The following is a 2,944-nucleotide window of genomic DNA, read 5'->3' on the forward strand; positions in this document are numbered from 1 at the left end:
AATCGGGTACGTTTGTGTATGTTCATCTACAGTATTCTCCTGAATACTGTAAACAACGCTAGAAATTCTTACACATTATGCTATGTAAATTCAATTGTAATCTGTGCGGTTGCGCACCTTTAACATCTGGTGTAAATGCGAACTTCCCCTTGCCTAATAAAACTCCCGCAACTTTAAACCGCTGAAAGTCCTAGGGTCGCGCCGCCGACCGGCGCGAAGGGTATGACCCGAAGGGGCATGCTGCCCGAGCCCTAGCGCGGATTTACTTTTTCCTGGCTGCTTCATATTGCAAAACCGATGATTTGAAAATATATCGCATCACCGAGGTTTCATAATATTGTTGTGTGTTTATTACGGTTTAGCCTTTCTTATTTTTGTTTATGGGGTCGCTTATGTAATTTAGATTAAGACTTTCATTTATTGAATCCAATATTGATTTAGCATCTAAATTTTTCGTTATTTTCTGTATCTGAGGCCTAATTAGATCTAATTCTTCTGAAGTGTGGCGTCCCAAAAGACCAATGTGCTGACTGTGATACGCTGATTTTTGTTTCTCTAATTCATTTTTGAGTTGTTCTATAACATTTGTGGATTGAGTATTTTTAACTTTTTCTTTATCTATTTCTTTTAAAGCATTTTCCAGCACATTGATTGTTGCGTCTTTTTCTGCTTTTGTCCTGTGAAGCTCATCTTCCAAATTTAGCAAAGCTTCTGAGAGCCCTATAACAAACCCCCCCATATCATCAGCACTACCCGCCATTCGATTAAATATTTCCAGGAAATATATAATGAGTGGATTATTGGAATAATTTGGATACTTAATTTTATGATCTATTTCGCTCCATCCTTCTTCAAATATTGTTCGCACTTGAATTTCTACTAAAATTTCCTTTTTGAAGGGTTTAGAGTTAATTACATAATGAATTGACCTATAACCTGCAGAATGCTCTTCGATTTTGATATTCTTTAATTTGAATGTTTCTTGCAACGATTCGTTATCCCCACTTCTTATGTATGCTTTTGGTTCTTCCTTTAAATCCCATGTATCTAGAATATATTGATTAATTTCTTCCCATTCTTTCTTGAATAGATGAAGTGCGCGAACACCTATGAGATCAGTGATAATGTCTAAGTAATTGTCCTTTGATATTTCTGCATACTTTGGATTATCAGTAGATTTTTTTCTTATGATTTTTGAGATTAAATGATTGGGATCTTTTACACGCCATCGAACCGAATGCACATTCGGAAATTTCTGTATCGTGTTCGCAATTACGCGAGCCGCACTTTCTAAAGTAGCAAATTGCATTAAATAGTCATTGTAAATCTCTTCAAGAACTTCCCATTCAATTTTTGCTTTTGCCCAGGTATCAATGTCTATGCTATTTTCCGCGAGAAACGAATCGCGGTCAGCGATTTTAATCATTTACAATCCTTAATCTGGTTGGTCTATATTTATCAAATTGTATCAATCTTTTAATATTAATAAGTTGATTCACTAGGAGTTTAATTTCTAATGCATATTGAGAATAGGATATTTAGGTGCCTTCTTGGTCTGCTGGCAATTTTTTATTTTTTTCCATGGTTTTATATCCTTTGTACGACGGAAGGAGTTGGAAGCATTTACTTGATGTATGGGATAGGTGGCAAACTTTTAATGGTAACGTTTTGTTATTTATTTCAAGTATTGTTGTGTATAAATCTGCGACATATTTTGAACGTGAACAGAGAAAACGTAATTTTGTAGCAGCACGAGCTTTCTTACCCAGTGCGTTGTTTAGATTTTCTGATTACTTTAAAGATTGTGCAAAAGTGCTGAATTTAGCTTGGGATAGCACTAATTTGGGAACGAAAGCTGTCCGATTACCTAAAGATACTATAATTCCAAATTTGCCAGATCAATACGAGGATGTCTTTGAGAAGTGTATACGTTTTGCTGAACCTAATTTTGGCAAATATTTAGCTTATATACTGAGTCAGCTTCAGATACATCATGCACGACTTACTCAGCTATTAACAAGTAGTGATATGAATAATCACATGCCCGTGTCTCGTCTTGAAATTGAGCATTATATTTACCGTCTCGCAGAGTTAAGAGCGTTGCTTAATAAATTGTTTCCTTATCTTCGTGGCACTGTAGAAGAGTTTGGTGGCAAGGAATTAGGTTTAGATTTGGATGATTTTGTAAATGCATATGGAAATATTGATATCTATCCTGAAGACTTCGAAGATCTCTTGGAATTTACTGAGCGACAAATACCGAGAGATGCAGCAAAGTATGAAAATGGCTTTATTTCAAATGTAAATATATAGTTTTTTTAGGTTTGATTCATACCGAGTATTTGAACTTTTTCGACCTTTAAATTATATAAACCACCATATTCTTCTGGTTTATATTTTGTTCTTCTAGCCGCTAAACTCCGAATTCAACTAATCGAGAGTTTTTCATGGCTGACTTTTCCAAACTTCGTAATTTTTATTGGTACATCCGATATACGCGCGATGAATCGCTGAAGCGTAGATATTATCGATATGTTTTGAAGGAAAAAAACGCCTGATTAAATCAGGCGTTGATGCAGAGTATTTGCGCTTATTGTGCCGATCTCTTAGTAAGCAGAACTGTGAGCACGCAGAAAGAAGGTTTGAAAACTACCGAAAAGACAGTTTTTTAACTTATTGATTATATTGTTCTTTATTTTTCTTATTTTACATAATACAAATATACTCTTAAAAATTCTGGGCAATGATGGCCGAGAAATACTTACTTGTGAAAGAAGAGGCTTGGTTTACGGACCGGAAGAATACCGAAATGCAAATTAATCGTATGGATTAACGGTGGCATACTTTAAGGTGTAAGAAATCTCAGGGTTGTTTACAGAGAGGTTGATAGAAATAAGCGTTGAGTATTTCATAAGGAGTGGCATTACTCAAACTCTTATGTGGC

Annotated in this window: 2 protein-coding genes; one reads left to right on the forward strand and one right to left on the reverse strand. The window is 35.3% G+C overall.

Features of this window, described 5'->3' with window-relative positions; translation table 11 throughout:
• Nucleotides 1-358 precede the first annotated feature (358 nt).
• Complete coding sequence (locus tag ABD07_RS13835; RefSeq protein ID WP_160818775.1) at nucleotides 359-1,426, reverse strand: RelA/SpoT domain-containing protein; 1,068 nt, start codon at nucleotides 1,424-1,426, stop codon at nucleotides 359-361.
• Between the two features lie 116 nt (nucleotides 1,427-1,542).
• Between ABD07_RS13835 and ABD07_RS13840 the strand changes: the two genes are divergently transcribed.
• A complete protein-coding gene (locus tag ABD07_RS13840; protein ID WP_160818776.1) occupies nucleotides 1,543-2,313 on the forward strand; it encodes a hypothetical protein in 771 nt (256 codons plus the stop codon).
• Nucleotides 2,314-2,944: the final 631 nt, after the last annotated feature.

Origin of the sequence: Nitrosomonas oligotropha, from assembly GCF_009833085.1 — a bacterium.
GTDB classification, from domain to species: domain Bacteria; phylum Pseudomonadota; class Gammaproteobacteria; order Burkholderiales; family Nitrosomonadaceae; genus Nitrosomonas; species Nitrosomonas oligotropha.